The sequence below is a fragment of the Desulfatitalea tepidiphila genome (genome assembly GCF_001293685.1).
Taxonomy (GTDB): Bacteria; Desulfobacterota; Desulfobacteria; order Desulfobacterales; family Desulfosarcinaceae; genus Desulfatitalea; species Desulfatitalea tepidiphila.
In genome coordinates this window covers 208,485-226,199 of the sequence record NZ_BCAG01000005.1, presented here as the reverse complement: position 1 = coordinate 226,199, position 17,715 = coordinate 208,485, and the positions used below count along the sequence as shown (strand labels likewise).

Annotated in this window: 14 protein-coding genes; 12 read left to right on the top strand and 2 right to left on the bottom strand. The window is 62.9% G+C overall.

Features of this window, described 5'->3' with window-relative positions:
* The first annotated feature begins 164 nt into the window (after window positions 1–164).
* Genes DFT_RS18790 through DFT_RS18780 form a run of 3 tightly spaced genes read left to right on the top strand, consistent with a single transcriptional unit; the run spans window position 165 to window position 2,942 of the window.
* On the top strand, window positions 165–1,148 hold the full coding sequence (locus DFT_RS18790; RefSeq protein ID WP_054032809.1) for a GlxA family transcriptional regulator: 984 nt from the start codon (window positions 165–167) through the stop codon (window positions 1,146–1,148).
* Between the two features lie 12 nt (window positions 1,149–1,160).
* Window positions 1,161–2,120 (top strand): D-2-hydroxyacid dehydrogenase, encoded by a 960-nt coding sequence (locus DFT_RS18785; protein WP_054032808.1) that lies wholly within the window; start codon window positions 1,161–1,163, stop codon window positions 2,118–2,120.
* An 18-nt stretch (window positions 2,121–2,138) separates the two neighbouring features.
* The gene (locus tag DFT_RS18780; RefSeq protein WP_054032807.1) at window positions 2,139–2,942 is read left to right on the top strand and encodes an SDR family NAD(P)-dependent oxidoreductase; all 804 of its coding nucleotides are present in this window, start codon (window positions 2,139–2,141) and stop codon (window positions 2,940–2,942) included.
* 93 nt (window positions 2,943–3,035) lie between these two features.
* Here DFT_RS18780 and DFT_RS18775 read toward each other — a convergent pair whose 3' ends face one another.
* Entirely contained in the window at window positions 3,036–3,683 is a 648-nt protein-coding gene (locus DFT_RS18775) for a lysoplasmalogenase (protein WP_054032806.1), read from the bottom strand.
* A gap of 356 nt (window positions 3,684–4,039) precedes the next feature.
* Between DFT_RS18775 and DFT_RS18770 the strand changes: the two genes are divergently transcribed.
* The 9 genes from DFT_RS18770 to DFT_RS18730 all read left to right on the top strand — a co-directional run bounded on the left by DFT_RS18770 (window position 4,040) and on the right by DFT_RS18730 (window position 16,801).
* Entirely contained in the window at window positions 4,040–4,666 is a 627-nt protein-coding gene (locus DFT_RS18770; protein ID WP_235506276.1) for a TetR/AcrR family transcriptional regulator, read from the top strand.
* Between the two features lie 93 nt (window positions 4,667–4,759).
* Window positions 4,760–6,523 (top strand): SDR family NAD(P)-dependent oxidoreductase, encoded by a 1,764-nt coding sequence (locus DFT_RS25575; RefSeq protein WP_083453638.1) that lies wholly within the window; start codon window positions 4,760–4,762, stop codon window positions 6,521–6,523.
* Window positions 6,524–6,608: 85 nt separating this feature from the next.
* Complete coding sequence (locus DFT_RS18760) at window positions 6,609–9,356, top strand: SDR family NAD(P)-dependent oxidoreductase (protein WP_054032805.1); 2,748 nt, start codon at window positions 6,609–6,611, stop codon at window positions 9,354–9,356.
* Window positions 9,357–9,369: 13 nt separating this feature from the next.
* Entirely contained in the window at window positions 9,370–10,569 is a 1,200-nt protein-coding gene (locus DFT_RS18755; RefSeq protein WP_054032804.1) for an acetyl-CoA acetyltransferase, read from the top strand.
* A 47-nt stretch (window positions 10,570–10,616) separates the two neighbouring features.
* The gene (locus DFT_RS18750) at window positions 10,617–11,771 is read left to right on the top strand and encodes an acyl-CoA dehydrogenase family protein (protein ID WP_054032803.1); all 1,155 of its coding nucleotides are present in this window, start codon (window positions 10,617–10,619) and stop codon (window positions 11,769–11,771) included.
* Window positions 11,772–11,901: 130 nt separating this feature from the next.
* Window positions 11,902–13,044 carry an acyl-CoA dehydrogenase family protein gene (locus DFT_RS18745; RefSeq protein ID WP_054032802.1) on the top strand — a complete coding sequence of 381 codons (1,143 nt, stop codon included), beginning with the start codon at window positions 11,902–11,904 and terminating at the stop codon, window positions 13,042–13,044.
* A gap of 5 nt (window positions 13,045–13,049) precedes the next feature.
* Window positions 13,050–14,219: a CaiB/BaiF CoA transferase family protein gene (locus DFT_RS18740; RefSeq protein ID WP_054032999.1), complete on the top strand. Its 1,170-nt coding sequence runs from the start codon at window positions 13,050–13,052 to the stop codon at window positions 14,217–14,219.
* Between the two features lie 37 nt (window positions 14,220–14,256).
* Window positions 14,257–16,110: an acyl-CoA dehydrogenase gene (locus DFT_RS18735; protein WP_054032801.1), complete on the top strand. Its 1,854-nt coding sequence runs from the start codon at window positions 14,257–14,259 to the stop codon at window positions 16,108–16,110.
* Between the two features lie 250 nt (window positions 16,111–16,360).
* Window positions 16,361–16,801, top strand: coding sequence for a GNAT family N-acetyltransferase (locus DFT_RS18730; RefSeq protein WP_161807203.1), 441 nt, complete (start codon window positions 16,361–16,363; stop codon window positions 16,799–16,801).
* Between the two features lie 61 nt (window positions 16,802–16,862).
* Here DFT_RS18730 and DFT_RS18725 read toward each other — a convergent pair whose 3' ends face one another.
* Window positions 16,863–17,660, bottom strand: coding sequence for an SDR family NAD(P)-dependent oxidoreductase (locus tag DFT_RS18725; RefSeq protein WP_054032799.1), 798 nt, complete (start codon window positions 17,658–17,660; stop codon window positions 16,863–16,865).
* Between the last annotated feature and the right edge of the window lie 55 nt (window positions 17,661–17,715).

Below are 17,715 nucleotides of genomic sequence, written 5' to 3'. Positions count from 1 at the left end.
TCTGTCAAGACGGTATGGAGTCGTAAAAAGCCGGTGCCGTCAAGAATTTCTTGATTTACCAAATACCATGTGCCAGAAAAAGGCAAGTGGCATAAATGACAAAAAACGTTCCAATAGGGACATGATGGCCGAGGGCCCGACGGGCCTTGCAGGCAGAGGCGTTCATGAAAACAATGACGTTCGTGGCCATCGATGGGTGCCTGTTTTCGAGTATCAACAACCTGATCGATGCCTTCAGCATTGCCAACCTGTGGCACCGTGCCCTGGACGTCACTGCTACGTCCCCCCTGTTCGCAACCCAGATCGTGAGTGTGGACGGCGGCTGCGTGCGGGCCAGCGGCAACATCCATATCCAGCCCGACCGGGCCATGGCCGACAGCGGCGCCATGGACATGATTTTTCTGCCGGCTTTTTGCGAAATGGGCCATCTCGCGGCCCCGGGGATCGACGCCGTCATCGACTGGCTGTTGGACCGCCACCGGCAGGGCACACCTATCGCAACCACCTGCACCGGCACCTTTCTCCTGGCCGAAACCGGTCTGCTGCACGGCCGCGCGGCCACGACCAACTGGCAGTTCGCCCGCATGTTCCAGCGCCGCTATCCGGATGTAGATCTCAAAACCGACCGGATCATGACCGAGGACGACGGACTGATTTGCGCCGGCGCCTCCACGGCCATTTTCAACCTCGCCCTGTACCTCATCGAGCGGTTCGGCGGCAAGGCGCTCGCCACCGTGTGCGCCAAGGCCTTTCTGGTCGACCCCAACCGGGAGAGCCAGGCGCCCTACGTGATCTTCAGGTCACGAAAAGATCACGGCGACGAAAAGGTGCTCGCCGCACAACAATGGATGGAAGCCAATTACGCCCAAAATATCTCCATCGATGCCATGGCCCAACAGGTGGGCATCAGTCCGCGCCACTTCAAACGGCGGTTCAGAAAAGCCACCGGCGCCACCCCTCTGGTCTACCTGCAGAACGTGCGCCTCGAAGCGGCCAAGGAGAAGCTGGAAACCACCCAGGAGAGCGTCAATGAAATCACCTATCGCATCGGATATGAAGACAGCAGCACCTTCAGAAGACTGTTTAAGCGGGAGATGGGATTGTCGCCCAGGGCGTATCGAGATAAATTCTGCCGGATACCGGCCTAAAGAGGGAAAGAAATGGACACCATGACCAGGGTTCTGATCGCCTTCGATCTGCCCGCGCCCCACGTGGCGCGGCTCAAGAAAGACTTTCCGGAATTGACATTCGTCCAGGCCACCGAACAGAAGGAGACGTTCGACTATCTCCCGCAGACCCGGATTCTGCTCACCTTCTTCCGCTGCAGCCGAAAAATGCTCGATGCCGCCCCTGAGCTGAAATGGATCCAGGCCATCAGCGCGGGCGTAGATTACATGGACCTGGCGGAGATCCGGCGCCGTGGGCTCCTGCTCACCAACGGCCGCGGCATCAGCACGATCAACATGGCCGAATTCGCCATCGGCGCCATGATCGCCCTGGCCAGGGGGTTCCATGTCATGGTCCGCAACCAGCTGCAGAAGCGATGGGACCGCAGCTTGCCGGCCGGAGAGATCCACGGCGCCACCCTGGGGATCATCGGCCTCGGCGCCATCGGCGCCGAGCTGGCCCGCAAGGCCGCGGCAATGGGCATGCGCGTCATCGGCGTGCGTCGGACTGCGGCGCCCATGGCGGACGTGGACGAGGTCTACGGACAGGAAGAGATGGGGCGGGTGTTCGAACGGAGCGACTACATCGTCAATCTGCTGCCCTGGACGCCGGATACGGAGAAGTTGATCGATCGCCGTTCGTTCGATCTCATGAAACCCACGGCCTGCTTTATCAACATGGGACGCGGACAGACCGTCAACGAAACCGATCTGATTGCCGCCCTGCAGCAGAAGAAGATCCGCGCCATGATGAGCGATGTCTACGAGACCGAACCCCTCCCGGACGACAGTCCGCTCTGGGCGTTGGACAACGTGATCATCTCGCCCCATGTGTGCGGCATGACGCCCCATTACATGGATCGCGCCATGGAGATCATCGATCACAATCTCAAGGCTTACGTCAGGGGGCAGGGGGAGATGATGAATGTGGTGGATTTGACTTACGGGTATTAGGCAGAAAAGGATAAGAAGATGGATTTGATGCTGGAAGGGAAGATCGCGATCGTGACCGGCGCGGGCAATGGCATTGGGCGGGGTATCGCCCTGCAGTTGGCAGAGGAGGGTGCCGTCATCGTGGCGGCGGACGTCAACCCGCAGGCTGCCGGAGAGGTGGCCGCCGAAATCGAGGAGGGCGGCGGCGAGGCTCTGGCCATTGCGGTGGACGCCACCGACGAAGCCCAGGTGGCCGGGATGATCGAAAAGTGCCTGGAAGTCTTCGGCCGCATCGACATTCTCGTCAATAACGTGGGCGGTGGCTCGGGCGGACCGGAGCCGGTGGTCAAGCTCTCCGCCTCCGACTGGGACCGCACCATCGATATCACCCTGCGCAGCGCTTTTCTATGCTCGCGCGCCGCGTCCCGGGAGATGATCAAGACCCGGCAGGGGCGCATCATCAGTATTTCTTCGATCTCGGGAAAGATGGGCGAATCCCTCATCGGTCCTTACTGCGCCGGCAAATTCGGGGTCATCGGACTGATGCAGGTGCTGGCCAAGGAACTTGCCCGTTACAATATCACCGTCAACTGCGTCTGTCCCGGCTATGTCTGGACGCCGGGCTGGGAAGGGCTCGCCGAGGCCATGCGCGAAAATTTCGTGCTGATGGCCGACAAGACGCCGGAGCAGATCTTCGATGCGCGGGTCAAGTCCATGGTGCCTCTGGGCCGTCCCCAAACCGCCGAGGATATCGCCGCCCTGGTGGCGTTTTTGGCTTCTGAAAAGGCGAAAAACATCACCGGGCAGGCCATCAACGTGGATGGGGGGGCGGTGATGCATTAGCTCCCGCTGTGCGGAGGAGTTTCAAAGATGAAGTTTAAAGTGTAAAGTTTGAAGTGTAAAGTAAAGGTTGCGTGTCGATTTTAGGTGGCGGACCTACAGCCGGCCGATGGCAAATGCGAAGAGGAATTGGGCGGCGTAGTAGAGCGGCAGTCCCACCAGTCGGTTGACGAATGCCGAGACGACGAACTGGTCGCGGGCCACCATGATGTCCGAGAGATAGAACAGGATCGCGCCGGTTAACATCATGCATCTTGGGTTTTGGGGCCATTGGGCATGGGCGTAAACGGCCAGTGCCCCGCCAACCATGACCGATATCACCACAATGTAGCCGATCACCGGACCGGTCATGCTTCCCAGGTGGGGTTGCAGCCACCTGAAGACCAACACCCCGGCGACCAGCAGCACCACCCATCCCGCCACCATCCATGAATTGAATACGCCATGGGCGTAAAATCCCGCCGCGTAACAGACATGCCCGAGCAGAAATGCCACCAGCCCGGCCAGGAACAGCTTACGGGACGAAAAAATAAGGCACACGTCCCCGATCCAGCTGAAGATCAATCCGGCCAGCACCCAATGGGCCAGGGAGGGGTGCGGCCAGGCCTGAAGAGATGCTGCGAGGATGAAAAGCGCCGATATCAAAGGCTTGGAGCCGAGTTTCCAGGTCGTACTGTCGTACTTTTCGGCCCAGAGGAGCAGGGCGAGCAGAAGCGTGGCGGCAAAAAGAACGGCGGGTGTCATGGATCATCTCCTTTGGGGCTCAACGGTCGGGTTCGAAATTCAACGGGTCGATGATGCGTCCATTAAACCGCAATCCGTACAGAAGATGCAACAGGATAATTCACTGAGCAGAAAGCCAGGCCATTGCGATAGACGAGGCTGTAGGGGTGGGCTTTATGCCCGCCCGCGACTGCGCCCACCTTAGTAGCGGCAAGATTTAAAAAAAGTGTAAATGAACAAAATTTATTGCTTGACACCTCTTCAGATTGTTGCTTAGATTTGTCCATCAAAAGATGGAATCAAATGCTGGGCATACCCACAATGTGTCCGCCGCAACCTTGATGGATTTTTAAAAGTCATGGAAAGGCTGTTCGATCATGCCCACCGCTCTTGAGAAGGCGCGCCAGGCGCCCGATTCGATGAAAGCCCGGATCCTCTCGGCCGCACGCAAGCTGTTCGGCGAATATGGTTTTCACGGGGTGACCACGCGCATGATCGCCAAGGAGGTGGGCATCGACATCTCCACCCTCCACTACCATTGGGGTGAAAAACAGGAGTTGTACGAAGCGGTGCTGACCGATCTGAGCGACGAGATCCGCGCCAAGCTGGTGGAGATCGAGGCGCTGGTGCACGGCAAGCCCCTGGCCGTGCGCCTCCAAGTGGCCATCGACGTCATGTGCGATCACCTCTTCGGCAACCCCGAATCGGCCAACCTGATGCTCTTCAGCTATTTTTCCAAAAACCGGCTCACCTCGGACATCGATGTCCGCCTGACGCGCCATCTGGCCAACATCGCCGTGGCCATGGGGTTGGCCGTGGACAAGTCCCAGGTGCCGCCCCAGGCCAACGCCAGAGTGCTGGCGGTGTGGAATTCGGTGATCAATTTTGCGGCCGGCGAAAGTTTCTTCCGGCCCCTGCTGCGGGTCGATCCGCAGACCTATGTCCAAGTGGTCAAGGAGACCTTGAAGTTCATTCTCATCCCCGCGTTTACCCAAAAGGGTTAAAGAAGCAGGAAAGTATGAAAGTCTGAAAGTAGGAAGGTAAAGGTAGTCTGAACAACCCCGTTAAGAAACGACGGTTCGCAAAGGAGAATTTTCATGGCACTCAATCTCGATGCGGTCGGAGAGAAGCTCGGTCCCCTGACCAAAAGCTACACCTGGAAAGACGTGGTGCTCTACGCCCTGGGGGTGGGCGCCGGTCCGGACGATCTGCACTACTGCTATGAAAAGGGGCTCAAAGTGATCCCCAGCTTTTCCATCGCCACCATCTTCGACATCCTGGCCCAGATCGGCCTCAAGGCCAATGTCAACCTGGCCGGCGTGCTGCACGGCGAGCAGGAGCTGATTTTCCACAACCCCATTCCCATCGAAGGCGAGATGACTACCGAGGGGCGCATCACCCACATCTACGACAAGGGGGAGGGCAAGGGCGCCCTGGTCATCGGCGAAAGTGATACGTACCACGCCAACGGCAAGAAGCTCTTCACCAGCGTCTGCACGGTGTTCGGCCGCCTCGACGGCGGGTTCGGCGGCGATAACGCCCCCAGGCGGGAGCTCGAATTTCCCGTTCGGGAACCCGATGCCGTGGTGGAGGCCCATCCGGCCGACAGTCAACCCTTGCTCTACCGCCTCTCCGGCGACCTGTTCCACCTGCACGTGGACCCCGAGTTTGCCAGGATGGCCGGCTTCGAAAAGCCGATCATGCACGGCCTGTGCACGCACGGCTATGCCTGCCGGGCGCTGTGCGACACCCTGATTCCCGGCGAACCGGAAAAGGCGCGCCGCATGGCCTGCCGTTTCAGCAAGCCGCTTTACCCCGGCGTGTCCATCAAGACCCTGATCTGGAAGGAAGAAGAGGGCCGCGCCCTGTGGCGCGTGGTCAATGCCCGGACCGGCGATACGGTCATCGATCACGGCGTCTTCGAATACGGCGATCTTCCCGCCCACCGCATCCGCTTCGACGGCCACGTGGCCATCGTCACCGGCGCGGGCGCGGGTCTGGGCCGGGCCTATGCCCTGGAGCTGGCCCGGCGGGGCGCCAAGGTGGTGGTCAACGACCTGGGCGGAGCCCGGGACGGATCCGGTGCGGGCAGCAGTACGCCGGCCGACCAGGTGGTGGCGGAGATCCGCGCGTTGGGGGGCGAGGCCGTGGCCAGTTATGACTCGGTGGCCACCCCCGAGGGCGGCGAGCGGATCGTCCAGACCGCCCTGGATGCCTTCGGCAAGCTGGACATCCTGATCAACAACGCCGGCATCCTGCGCGACAAGAGCTTCGCCAAGATGGAACCGGAGAACTGGCACGCGGTGCTCGACGTGCACCTCAACGGCGCCTACCACGTGAGCCGGCCGGCTTTTGCAGCCATGCGGGAAAACCGTTACGGCCGCATCCTGATGACCACATCGGCCGCCGGCCTGTACGGCAACTTCGGCCAGACCAACTACTCGGCCGCCAAGATGGGGCTGGTGGGCCTGATGAACGCCATGAAGCTCGAAGGCGAGAAGTACAACATCAAGGTCAACACCATCGCCCCCCTGGCCGCTTCGCGGCTCACCGAAGACATTCTGCCGCCCGACCTCTTCGCCAAAATGAAACCCGAGTACGCCGTGCCCATGGCCCTGTTTCTCTGCAGCGAGCAATGCCCGGTGACCGGCAGCATCTACAATGCCGGCCTGGGCTTCTACAACCGGGCGGCCATCCTTACCGGACCGGGGGTGGTCCCGGTGAAAGAGGGACGCATCCCCACCATCGAATCGGTTCGCGACGCCATGGAGGCCCTGGCCTCGTTGGAAGCGGGCAAGGAATACGGCCAACTGGCCGAGCAGCTGGTGGATACGATGGAATGTTTGAAGAGTGAGGGTTGAAGGAGAGACACATCGAAATCGACCCGATTCCTTCACTTAACACTTTAAACTTAACACGTTACACTTCACTCCCAAGGAGCATCCCATGATCGGTATCACCTCCTACGGCGCCTATATTCCCAAACTGCGGCTCGAGCGCACGGCCATCTTCCAGGCCATGGGCTGGTTCGCCCCGGCCCTCATGATGGTGGCCGACGGCGAACGCGCCATGTGCAACTGGGACGAGGACTCGGTCACCATGGCCGTGGCCGCGGCCCGGGACTGTCTCACCGGCCTGGACAAGCGGCAGGTGCAGGGGCTTTTCCTGGCTTCCACCACTCTGCCGTTCGACGACCGCCAGAACGCAGGAATCGTGGCCACGGCCCTGAACCTGCCCGACGCCATACTGGCCTCGGATTTTACTGCCTCGTTGAAGGCCGGCACCACGGCCCTCCTCACGGCCCTGGAGACGGCACAGGGCGGGGCGCGCAACCCCATCCTGGTGGCCGCCGCCGACCGGCGCGAGACGCGGCCGGCCTCCTTTTACGAGATGTGGTGCGGCGACGGCGCCGCGGCCCTCATGGTGGGCGATCGCGATGTCATCGCCGAATTCAAGGGCAGCTATACGGTTTCCTATGACTTCGTGGAACATTACCGCGCGGCCGGCCGGCACTTCGACTACACCTGGGAGGAGCGTTGGGCCCGGGACGAAGGCTACGGCAAGATCATTCCCGAGGCGGTCGGCGGCCTGCTCCAAAAGCTGGGGCTCACCATGGCAGACGTGGACCACCTGGTCTTTCCCTGCGTCTTCCAGGCCGAGCATCGCAACATCGCCAAAAAGCTCGGCGCCGCGCCCGAGAAGGTGGCCGACAACATGCACGCCGTGTGCGGCGAGACCGGCACGGCCCACAGCCTGCTCATGCTGGTGCGCACCCTGGAGACGGCGCGCCCGGGCGAGCGCATCGTGGTGGCCGGCTTCGGCCAGGGGTGCAACGCCCTCTGCTTCGAGGTGACCGACGCCATCGCCGACCTGCCGCCGCGCATCGCGGTGAGCGGCCACCTGGCCCGCAAGAAGACGACCGGCAACTATACCCGGTGGCTCAAGTTCCGGAACCTGATTCAACCCGAAATGGGCATTCGCGCCGAGGCTCCCACCCAGACCGCCATGACCGCCCTGTGGCGCAAGCGCAAGATGCTCCTCGGCCTGGTGGGCGGCATCTGCCGCCAGTGCGGCACGCCCCAGTTCCCCCGGATGGACATCTGCGTGAATCCCGAGTGCGGGGCTCACCACACGCAGGACGACTATGAGTTCGCCGACCGGCCGGCGCGCATCAAGACCTTTACCGGCGACCTGCTGGCCGTCTCCGTGGATCCGCCCCACAAGTACGGCATGGTGCAGTTCGACGACGGCGGCCGCCTGATGGCCGACTTCACCGACTGCGACTTCGAGGAGCTGCAGGTGGGCCTGCCCGTGCAGATGGTTTTCCGCAAGCGCACCGAGGACGAGCAGCGCGGCTTCGTCAACTACTTCTGGAAGGCGACCCCGGCGCCGGGCGCGGCCGAAGAGATGAAGCGCATCTCGTTAGCCGGCCGGGTGGCCGTCGTCACCGGCGCGGGCGCGGGCCTGGGGCGCGCCTATGCATTGGAACTGGCCCGGCGGGGCGCCAAGGTGGTGGTCAACGACCTGGGCGGGGCCCGGGACGGATCGGGAGCAGGCAGCAGCACGCCGGCCGACCAGGTCGTCGAAGCGATCCGTACCGCCGGCGGCGAGGCGGTGGCCAACTATGACAACGTGGCCACGCCCGAAGGCGGAGAGCGGATCGTGCGCGCCGCCTTGGAGGCCTTCGGCCGTCTGGATATCCTGATCAACAACGCCGGCATCCTGCGCGACAAGAGCCTGATCAAGATGGAACCCGAAAACTGGCGTGCCGTGCTGGACGTGCACCTGCACGGCGCTTACCACGTCACCCGGCCGGCCATGGCCGCCATGCGCGACGGCGGCTTCGGCCGCATCCTGCTGACCACCTCGGCCGCGGGACTCTACGGCAACTTCGGCCAGACCAACTACGCTGCCGCCAAGATGGCCCTAGTGGGCCTGATGAACAGCCTCAAACTCGAAGGACAGAAGTACAACATCAAAGTCAACACCATCGCGCCCCTGGCCGCATCGCGATTGACCGAGGATGTCATGCCGCCGGAGCTCTTCGAGCGGGCCCAACCCGAGTACGTGGTACCCATGGCCCTCTACCTGTGCAGCGAGGCGTGCGACTGCAGCGGTGCCATTTTCAATGCCGGCATGGGTTACTTCAGCCGCGCGGCCGTGATGACCGGGCCGCCGGTGCAGCTCGGCGGCGACGACACGGTGCCCACCGTGGAGGACATCGCCGACCATTGGGAGCGCATCAACGACCTGCGCGGTGCCAAGGAGCTGGTCGACCTCAATGCCGCCACCGTGGACCTGATGACCCCGGTCCAGAAACCCTCTCCGGCCGCGGCAGGTTCCGAGGCCAAACCCGCCGCGGCGGCAGGCGGCGTCGACGTGCAGGCCATCTTCGACGGCCTGGCCGGGACCTTCAAGGCCGAGGCCGCCAAAGGCGTGGACGTGGTCTTCCAGTTCCTCATCTCCGGCAGCGGCGGGGGCGAGTGGTCGTGCACCATCCGCGACCAGACCTGCAGCGTGGCGCGCGGCCGTCACGACAAGCCCACCTGCACGCTCAAGATGGCCGCCGGGGATTTCGGCGCCATGATCGGCGGCCGCCTGCCGCCCATGCAGGCCTTCACCTCGGGCAAGCTCAAGATCGAGGGCGACGTGATGAAGTCCCAGCTGATCGAGAAGCTCTTTAAAATCGGATAGAGGAGGATTCGCCATGGCAACCGGCATCAAAGATAAAGTGGCCATCATCGGCATGGGCTGTACACGTTTCGGCGAGCGCTGGGACGTTGGCGCCGAGGAGCTGATGGTCGAGGCCTTCGAAGAGGCGCTGGCCGACGCCGGCATCGAAAAACGGCAGATCGAGGCCGCCTGGTTGGGCACCTGCCTGGAAGAGATCAACGTGGGCAAGACCGGCATGCCCCTGTCCACCACCCTGAGGCTGCCCATGATTCCGGTGACCCGCGTGGAGAACTACTGCGCCACGGGCACCGAGGCGTTCCGCGGAGCCTGCTACGCCGTGGCCTCGGGGGCCTACGACATCGCCCTGGCCCTGGGGGTGGAAAAGCTCAAGGACACCGGTTACGGCGGACTGCCCAACCCCGGTTCCGGGGCCGGCACCCTGCAGTGGCAGTGGTGGCCCAACCTCACGGCCCCGGGATCCTTCGCCCAACTGGCCAGCGCCTACCGGGCCAAGTACCGCGTGGGTGACCAGGACCTGAAGCGCGCCATCGGGCACGTCTCGGTCAAGAGCCATGCCAACGGCGCCCTCAACCCCAAGGCCCACCTGCGCAAGCGTGTCAGCCTCGAACAGGTGCTCAACGCCCCGATCATCGCCCATCCCCTGGGCCTGTTCGACTGCTGCGGCGTGAGCGACGGCGCGGCCTGCGCCATCGTCACCACGCCGGAGATCGCCCGGCAGATGGGCAAGCGGGACGCGGTGCGCGTCAAGGCCCTTCAGGTGGCTTTGAGCAGCGGCGAGGAGATGGCCTTCAACAACTGGGACGGCGACCACTTCGTCACCACCTCGCACTGCAGCACCAGGGCGTACCAGGAGGCCGGCATCGACGATCCCAAGACCCAGATCAGCATGATGGAGGTGCACGACTGCTTCTCCGTCACCGAACTGGTCACCATGGAGGATTTGCACATCTCCGAACGCGGCCAGGCCTGGCGCGACGTGCTTGACGGCTTCTACGACATCGACGGCAAGGTGCCCTGCCAGGTGGACGGCGGGCTCAAGTGCTTCGGCCACCCCATCGGCGCATCGGGCCTGCGCATGCTCTACGAGATGTACCTTCAGCTCCACGGCCGGGCCGGCGAGCGCCAGCTCCCTGACCCGCGCTATGGTTTGACCCACAACCTGGGCGGTTTCCCATTCCAGAACATCTGCAGTATCGCCATCATCGGCAAATAGGGGAACCGGGCGCCTCGTTTCGACGGGCGCCCGAAGGAGTAGTTGCAATGACCGACCTCGATCGCTCCCAGCAGGAGATCCTGAAGGCGGCCCGTGATTTCGCCAAGGGCGAGTTCGACCGCGACCAGGCCCTGGAACTTGAGCGCGACGGCATTTTTCCCGCAAAGATATGGGCCAAGGCCGGCGAGCTGGGCTTTATAGGGCTGCATCTGCCGGAAACGTATGGCGGCGGCGGGCTTGGATTTTTCGAGGCGGCCCTCGTGACCGAGGCCTTCTGCCGCCAGGAGTCTACCACGGGCTGTGCGTTGCTGCTGGCCGGTTTCGGTGCCGAATGCCTGTGGCGCTCGGGCGGCGAGGCGCTCAAGGCCAGATATCTGCCGGCCGTGGCCCAGGCCCGCCTGCGCACCGCCGCCGCTTTCAGCGAGCCGGGCGTCGGCTCCGGCTTCTCTTCCCTGCAGACAACGGCCCGCAGGGAAGGTGACGCCTGGATCATAAACGGCCTCAAGGCCCACGTGCTCAATGCCGCCCATGCCGACCTGTTCATCGTCCTGTGCCGCACCGACGACGACCAGCGCAGCATGATCGCGGTGGAGCGCAACAGCGCCGGCCTCACGCTCGAGGACCAGGGGCGCCGCTTGGGCGCCAACATGACCGGCAGCGCCCAGGTGCGCTTCTCCGACGTGCGCGCGCCGGTCGACCATATCGTGGGGCGGAGCGGCCAAGGCGCGGCCCTCCTGACCCACTTCAACGACGACGCGGCCGTGCTGCTCTCCGCCGCGGCCACTGGCATCGCCGCTGGCGCCCTGGATCGCGCCCAGGCCTACGTCAAGGAGCGTGCGGCCTTCGGGCGCAAGATCGGCGCCTTCGAGATCATCCGTCACAACATCGCCGACATGGCGGCCCAGGTGGAGAGCGCCCGGGCCATCGTCCGGCAGGCCGCCCGGCGACACGACGCGGGCAAATCCGGCACCCTGGCCGCAGTGGCCAAGCTCGTCGCGGACCGCGCCGCGGTGGCGGTGGCCGACCAAGCCGTCCAGCTCTACGGCGGCTACGGGTACATGCGGGAGTCCGAGGTCGAGCGCTTCTACCGGGATGCCAAAGCCCTGCAGCTGATGTTGGGGGGGCCGGGGGCGATGAAGAACAAAATCGCGGAAGCGACGATTGGGCGAAAGACAGGAAAAGAAGAAAGCAAAAAAGTATGAAAGTGGAAAGTGTGAAAGTTTAGGAATGCTATCGATAGGACTTGTTTCCTACCTTCACTTTAAACTTAACACTTCAAACTTTACACTTTTAATCCAAATTCGCCGCCTTCAGGCGGTCCAAGACGGTCAAATGGACATTCTAAAATTCACCGACGCCCACCACGATTTTCGCCGCCGGCTGCGCGCCTTCTGCGAAACCGAGATCATCCCCTGCGTGGACCAGTGGGAGGCCGATCACGACGTGCCCAGGGAGATGTGGCGTAAAATGGGGCGCGCCGGCTTCCTCTGCCCGGGCGTATCCCCGGAATATGGCGGGTTGGGCGGCGACTTCATCTACTCGCTCATCGTGACCGAGGAGATGTCGCGTACGGCCCAGACAGGCCTGGCCGCGCCCCTGCACAGCGACGTGGTGGTGCCCTACATCGAGTCGTTCGGATCCGAGGCGCTCAAGCGCAAGTATTTGCCCGGCTGCGTGTCCGGCGACATCGTCACGGCCGTGGCCATGAGCGAACCGGCCGCAGGCAGCGATCTGGCGGCCATGGAGACCACGGGCGTCGAGCGGGACGGCTGGGTGGCGATCAACGGCGCCAAGACCTTCATCTCCAACGGCATCCACTGCGACCTGGTGATCGTGGCCGCCGTGGACCCGGCCATCGAGAACCGGCACCAGGCCGTCTCGCTCTACGTGGTCGAGGACGGCATACCCGGCTTCAAACGCGGCAACCGCCTGGAGAAGATGGGCTGGCACAGCCAGGACACGGCCGAGCTCTTCTTCACCGACTGCCGCATCCCCGTGGAAAACCGTCTCGGCCAGGCCGGCAGCGGGTTTTTCCTGCTCATGGACAAGCTCCAGCAGGAGCGTCTGACCTGTGCCATGGGTGCGGTGGCGGCCGCCGAACGCATCGTCGAATACACCATCGACCACTGCAAACGAACCCTGGAGGACGGCAAACCCCTGGCGCGCTCCCAGGCCGCGCAGTTCGCCCTGGTGGAGATGAGCACCGAGGCGCGCATCGGGCGTACGTTCCTGGACAAGCTGATCGCCGACCACATGGAAAAAAAGAACATCGTGGTCGAGGTCTCCATGGCCAAGTACTGGACCACGGACATGGCCCATCGCCTGGCCGCCCGCTCCCTGGAGCTGATCGGCGAAGATGCGGCGCTGGAAGCCTGCCCCATGGTGCGCGCCTTCCGAGACACCCGGGTGATGTCGATCTTTGCCGGCACCAACGAAATCATGAAGGGCATCGCCGCCAAATTCATGGGGCTATGACGGATATGACGGAAACGAACACCACAAACGCTCAGGGCGCCCTGTCCGGAATCACGGTCCTGGACCTCTCCCGGCTGCTGCCCGGCCCCTACTGCTCCATGATCCTGGCCGATCACGGCGCCCGGGTGATCGCCATCGAGGATAAGAAGCAATATGCGGCCGACGGGCTTTTTCTGCCCACGGTGCAGCGCAACAAGGCGCACATGAGCCTGGACCTGAAGAGCGATGCCGGCCGGGAGATTTTTTTTCGCATGGTTCGAGAGACGGACGTGATGATCGAAGGCTTCCGTCCCGGTGTCGTGCGGCGCCTGGGCGTGGATTACGACAGCGTGCGCGCGGTCAAGCCCGACATCGTCTACTGTTCGATCACCGGATACGGCCAGAGCGGTCCGGCCCGTGACCGGGTGGGCCACGACGTCAACTACCTCGGCGACGCGGGCGTGCTGGATCTCATCGGCCGTCCCGGCGAGCCGCCCGTGATCCCCGGCGTCCAGATGGCCGACATCGCCGGCGGCGGCCTCAACGCGGCCATCGGCATTCTGCTGGCTCTATTTGCCCGCCAACGCTCCGGCCAGGGCCAGTACATCGACATCTCCATGGCCGACGGCATGCTCGCCTTCCTGCCCGTGGCCCAGTACTGGCAGGCCCTGACCGGCCAGGCGCCGTTGCGGGGCGACAACATGCTGTCCCATCGCTATGCCTGCTACAACACATACGAAACCGCGGACGGGCGATACATGGCCGTGGGCGCCCTGGAAAACCGCTTCTGGCGCGGGCTGTGCGCGGCCCTGGATCTAACGCAGTACGCCGACCTGCAGTACGACGAGCGGCGGCGGGAAGAGATCATCGCGGCCTTCCGGGTCAAATTTTCGCAAAAGTCCATGGCCGCCTGGGACGACGCATTGGGGCGGCTGGAGTTGTGCGTGAGCGGGGTGCGCACCATGGACGAGGCCCTGGCATCGCCCCTGTTTCGGCAACGGGAGATGGTGGTGGCGGTGCCCCGGCCCGACGGCACGACCGAAACCACCCTGGGCGTGCCGGTCAAGCTCAGCGTCACGCCGGGATCGATCCGCAGCCCGGCCGTCTCGTTCGGAGAGAGCACCCGCCGGGTGCTCGCGGAATTCGGCTACACCCAGGACCAGATCGAAACCTTCACCCGGCAGGGGGTCATCTGACCGGGTTAACGACATTGGAATTCAAGGAGCAACCATCATGGCACAGCTTATCGCGGACAAACGGGATGTCGATTTTGTCCTTTACGAGCAACTCGGGGCGGAGCATTTCGAAAAGACAGCCAAATTCAAGGGTCAGAACCGCAAGATGTTCGACCTGCTGCTCAAGGAGGCGCGCAATTTCGCCATCAAAGAGATCCTGCCGCTCAACGAGGAGGGCGATCGGATCGGCCTGAAATTCGAGAACAACCAGGTCCAGGTGCCGGAAAGCTTTCACCGGGTCTACAAACTCTTCCGGGAAGCGGAGTACATCTCCATGTCCGAAGACCCGGAGGTCGGGGGCCAGGGACTGCCCGTGCTGGTCGCCCAGGCCGCCCTGGAATACCTGCTGGGGGCCGACTTCGCGTTCTCGGCCTTCGGTTTCGCCACCCATGGCGCGGCCAAGATGATCGAAATCTTCGGCACCGAAAAGCAGAAGCAGCTGTACCTGCGCAACATGTATTCGGGCCGCTGGGCCGGTACCATGGTGCTTACCGAGGCCGAGGCCGGTTCGGACGTGGGCGCCCTGACCACATCTGCGGTGAAAAACGATGACGGCACCTATTCCATTACCGGCAACAAGATCTTCATCACCTGCGGGGAGCACAACGTCACCGAAAACATCATCCATCCGGTGCTGGCCCGCATCGAAGGCGCGCCGGCCGGCACCCGGGGCATCTCCCTGTTCATCGTGCCCAAGATCTGGGTGAACGACGACGGGACCCTCGGCGAACCCAACGATGTGGTCTGCACCGGCATCGAAGAGAAGCTGGGCCTGCACGCCAGCCCGACCTGCCAACTGGCCTTCGGCGGCAAGGGCAAGTGCCGCGGCGTCCTGCTCGGCGAGGAGAACAAAGGCATGCGGGTCATGTTCCACATGATGAACGAGGCCCGCCTGGGCGTCGGCGCCCTGGGCCTGTGCAACGCCTCCTGCGCCTATCTATATGCCCTCAACTACGCCCGGGAGCGGGTCCAGGGACGCGACCTGGCCGATATGCTCCAGAAGGAGGCGCCGTCCGTGCCCATCATCCGCCATCCGGACGTGCGCCGCATGCTCATGGGCATGAAGGCCTACACCGAGGGGCTGCGCAGCTTTGTCTACTATGTGGCCGAGTTGTTCGACAAGCAGGCGTGTGCGGCCACCGAGGAAGAGAAGGAGAATTACGAGGATATCATCAGCCTGCTCACGCCGGTCATCAAGGCCTACTGCACGGACCGGGGCTTCGAGTGCACGGTGCAGGCGGTGCAGGTCTACGGCGGCTATGGCTATACCCGCGACTATCCGGTCGAGCGGCTGATGCGCGACGCCAAGATCAACTCCATCTACGAAGGCACCAACGGCATTCAGGCCATGGACCTGCTCGGCCGCAAACTGGGCATGAAAAAAGGCGCGGTCTTCATGGCCCTGTTGGGTGAAATCGGCAGCATCATCAACCGGGCCAAGGAGACGCCCGGCCTGACCGAACTGGCCGGCAAGCTGGAAACCGCCGTCAACCGGCTGGCCGAAACCGCCATGCAGATCGGCAAGACCGCCATGTCCGCCGATTTCAAGGTGGCCTTCTCTTTTGCTTCGCCGTTTCTCGATGCCATGGGCGATGTGATCATGGGCTGGATGCTGCTCTGGCGCGCCGCCGTGGCCCAGCCGGCCCTCGACAAGCTGGTCGGCAACACTTCTGAAGCGGAGCGCAGGGAATTCATCGAGAAGAACAAGAACGCCGCCTTCTACGCCGGCCAGATCCAATCGGCCCGCTACTTCATCGAGGCCGTGCTGCCGGTCACCCTCGGCCGCATGGACGCCATCCGCGCCGGCAGCAAGGCGATCGTGGAGATCCCGGAGGCGGGCTTCGGCGGGTAGTGCCGTTCGTGCCACTCGGCGGGTCCTCGAGTTCCGAATGTGATGCCCGCCCAGTATGTCCGGAATTCGATCTCACTGCCGCCCCTGTGTTGTCATGCCCGTCACCCCGGCGAAAGCCGGGGTCCAGAATGCCCGATCGATTTTGGATGCCGGTCTGGATGCCGGCGTTCGCCGGGATGACGGTTGCGCGACAATTTACAGGTCAGGCAATGGAAAATTGCATGTTCGTTCGAAAGAAACGAGGTGGATCATGCGGATTCGCAGGGCGACCATCCAGGACGAGGATCAACTGCTTTCCCTGCTGGAGCAGTTTCCGGTGGAGGGCAATGATTACGACTGGCGGACCGGTGCGCAAACCTTTCGCCGCATCGTCGACAACCCGGCCATTGGCTCTGTTTTCGTGGCCGACGAGGAGGGGACACTCCTGGGGGTGGTCACGCTCTCCTATCCGATCGCCATCCGCTGCGCCGGACCTTACGCCTGTATCGAAGAGTTCATCGTGGACCAGAGAGGGCGCGGCAAGGGCATCGGCGGAAAACTCATCCAGGCCGCCATCGAAGAGGCGCGCTCAAAAGGGTGCTACGAACTGCAGGTGAACCGACCCAGCCAATCAGGCTATCCGGTCTACATTCGTTATGGGTGGAAAGACCTGGGAGCGCACCTCAACCTGGTGTTCGGCAAACGGAGTTGAATGCCGCCTATCAGCGATATCGGCCAAAGCGTCAATGGGCTTTGCCATCTGTGGATAGACGCTAATTCATACGCATGCCGCCGCAGACATTGATGGCCTGGCAGGTGATGTTGGCCGCCAGATCGGAACAGAGGAAAAGCGCTGTGTAGCCGATATCCTCGCCGCTCTGAAACCGTCGCAGGGGAATGGACTTTCGAATGTTTTCCTGCAACAGCTCTTCGGGCTTGCCGGAATACCTGGCCATCTGCTGGACCAGGCCGCCGCCCTGCTTTTCGCCCAACTGGGTGACAACGATGCCCGGGCAGATGCCGTTGACGTTGATATTGTGGCGAGCGGCCGCCAGTCCGATGCTCTGGGTCAGCCCCATGAGCCCGAATTTCGACGACGAGTAGTGCGAGTAGAAGTCGCTGCCCATTCTCGAGGAGGCCGATAGGATATTCACGATTTTGCCTTCCCGGCGGGGAATCATCTGGGTGAGGACCGCCTGGCAGCAGTTGTGCACGCTGATGAGGTTCACCTCCAGTATTTGGCGGAACTCGTCGTCGGTGGTTTCCATGTACGGCTTGCTGATCATGATGCCGGCACAGTTGATCAGGTGATCGATTTTTCCGTCGGTTTTGACGATCCGCTCCACCAGCGCGTCGATCTGCGCCTTCCGGGTGACATCCAGTTCGACCGCCTCCGCGAGAAGGCCCTCTTTCTGCAGCTGATCCGCCTTGGCCTGTGCGACTTCGCGTTCGAGATCGGCCGTATACACCTTGGCGCCCGCCTGGGCGAACACATTGGCGATGCCGCCGCCGATGCCGCCGCCGGCGCCGGTGATCAGCGTCACCTTGCCCGTCATGTCCAGTGTGATCACTTCAACCTCCTCCTTTATTATCCATAGAGCGAATCTAAAGCACGATTAAGCCGAG

Excerpts from the sequence above, each read along its gene's own strand:
- DFT_RS18790 (WP_054032809.1), top strand. The coding sequence starts at position 165 with ATGAAAACAATGACGTTCGTGGCCATCGATGGGTGCCTGTTTTCGAGT.
- DFT_RS18785 (WP_054032808.1), top strand. The coding sequence starts at position 1,161 with ATGGACACCATGACCAGGGTTCTGATCGCCTTCGATCTGCCCGCGCCC.
- DFT_RS18780 (WP_054032807.1), top strand. The coding sequence starts at position 2,139 with ATGGATTTGATGCTGGAAGGGAAGATCGCGATCGTGACCGGCGCGGGC.
- DFT_RS18775 (WP_054032806.1), bottom strand. The coding sequence starts at position 3,683 with ATGACACCCGCCGTTCTTTTTGCCGCCACGCTTCTGCTCGCCCTGCTC.
- DFT_RS18770 (WP_235506276.1), top strand. The coding sequence starts at position 4,040 with ATGCCCACCGCTCTTGAGAAGGCGCGCCAGGCGCCCGATTCGATGAAA.
- DFT_RS25575 (WP_083453638.1), top strand. The coding sequence starts at position 4,760 with ATGGCACTCAATCTCGATGCGGTCGGAGAGAAGCTCGGTCCCCTGACC.
- DFT_RS18760 (WP_054032805.1), top strand. The coding sequence starts at position 6,609 with ATGATCGGTATCACCTCCTACGGCGCCTATATTCCCAAACTGCGGCTC.
- DFT_RS18755 (WP_054032804.1), top strand. The coding sequence starts at position 9,370 with ATGGCAACCGGCATCAAAGATAAAGTGGCCATCATCGGCATGGGCTGT.
- DFT_RS18750 (WP_054032803.1), top strand. The coding sequence starts at position 10,617 with ATGACCGACCTCGATCGCTCCCAGCAGGAGATCCTGAAGGCGGCCCGT.
- DFT_RS18745 (WP_054032802.1), top strand. The coding sequence starts at position 11,902 with ATGGACATTCTAAAATTCACCGACGCCCACCACGATTTTCGCCGCCGG.
- DFT_RS18740 (WP_054032999.1), top strand. The coding sequence starts at position 13,050 with ATGACGGAAACGAACACCACAAACGCTCAGGGCGCCCTGTCCGGAATC.
- DFT_RS18735 (WP_054032801.1), top strand. The coding sequence starts at position 14,257 with ATGGCACAGCTTATCGCGGACAAACGGGATGTCGATTTTGTCCTTTAC.
- DFT_RS18730 (WP_161807203.1), top strand. The coding sequence starts at position 16,361 with ATGCGGATTCGCAGGGCGACCATCCAGGACGAGGATCAACTGCTTTCC.